At 65.4% G+C, this 1,395-nt stretch carries 1 protein-coding gene; it reads right to left on the bottom strand.

Annotation, left to right across the window (positions count from 1 at the left end):
- On the bottom strand, positions 1-1,395 hold a 1,395-nt coding region (locus ACFXDE_RS43855), incomplete at both ends, for a flavin-containing monooxygenase (protein ID WP_380499816.1).

Genomic DNA, 1,395 nt, shown 5'->3' with positions numbered 1-1,395 from the left:
GGGTGGAGGCTGGTGATGTTGTGGGTGGTGGTGGTTTTGAGGGCTTGGATGATGTAGGTGATTTGGGCTTCGATGATGACGGTTTGGGAGGAGTGGCCGAGGGTGGTGTTGGGGCCGAGGAGCATGAAGAGGTTGGGGTAGCCGTGGATGGTGGTGCCGCGGTGGGCTTGGATGCCGTGTTGGGTCCAGGTTTGGTTGAGGGTGGTGCCGTTGGCGTTGTGGATGCGGTGGGTGATGGGTTGGTTGGTGGGGGTGAAGCCGGTGGCGAGGATGATGGTGTCGATGTGGCGGGTGGTGCCGTCGGTGGTGGTGATGTGGGTGGGGCCGATGTTTTTGATGGGGGTGGTGATGATGTTGACGTTGGGTTGTTGGATGGCGGGGTACCAGGTGTTGGAGAAGAGGAGGCGTTTGCAGCCGATGGTGTAGTCGGGGGTGAGGAGGGTGCGCAGGTGGGGGTCGGGGACGGATTTTTTGAGGTGGGTGGCGGCCATGTTTTTCATGGCGGTGGTGCGGGTGGGGCGGGACATGAAGTAGGCGATGATTTCGCGGCCGTGTTTGTTGAAGTTGCGGCGGAATTGCTGGTAGCCGGGGAGGTGTCGGAGCATCCAGGTGTGGCGGGGGGTGTTGGGTTTGTCGGGTTTGGGGGCGATCCAGGGTGGGGTGCGCTGGTAGAGGTCGAGGCGTGCGGCTTGGGGTTGGATGTGGGGGAGGAATTGGATGGCGGAGGCGCCGGTGCCGATGACGGCGATGGTGCGGCCGGTGAGGTTGTGGTGGTGGTTCCATTGGGCGGAGTGGAAGAGGGTGCCGGTGAAGGTGTGGATGCCGGGGATGTCGGGGATGGCGGGGGTGGAGAGGTAGCCGGTGCCGGTGATGAGGAATTGGGTGGTGTAGCGGCCGCCGGTGGTGTGGAGGTCCCAGTGGTGGTGGGTGTCGTTCCAGTGGGCGGTGAGGAGTTCGTGGTTGTAGCGGAGGTAGGGCAGGACGCCGTGTTTGTGGGCGCAGTCGCGGAGGTATTCGTGGACTTCGGTTTGGGTGGCGAAGGTGGATTTCCAGTGGGGGTTGCGGGCGAAGGAGAAGGAGTAGAGGTGGGCTTGGACGTCGCAGGCGCAGCCGGGGTAGGTGTTGTCGCGCCAGGTGCCGCCGAGGTCGTTGGCGCGTTCGAAGACGAGGAAGTCGTCGGTGCCGGTCTGCAGGAGGCGGATGGCGGTGCCGAGGCCGGAGAAGCCGGTGCCGATGATGGCGACTTTGAGGTGGCGTAGGACGGGGCCGGCGTCGGTGGTGGGGGCCGTGGTGGTGTCGGGGGTGGGGTCGGGGGTGGCCTGGGCGGGGGTGGGGGGCGGGCTGTCGTCGTCGCTGGTGGTGGTGGGGCGGGGGGTGGTGGTGGTCATGGTGGTG

This window comes from Kitasatospora sp. NPDC059408, from assembly GCF_042751525.1.
GTDB lineage: Bacteria > Actinomycetota > Actinomycetes > Streptomycetales > Streptomycetaceae > Kitasatospora.
The sequence above is the reverse complement of the archived record's forward strand: the minus strand, read 5'-3'. Positions and strand labels throughout refer to the sequence as shown.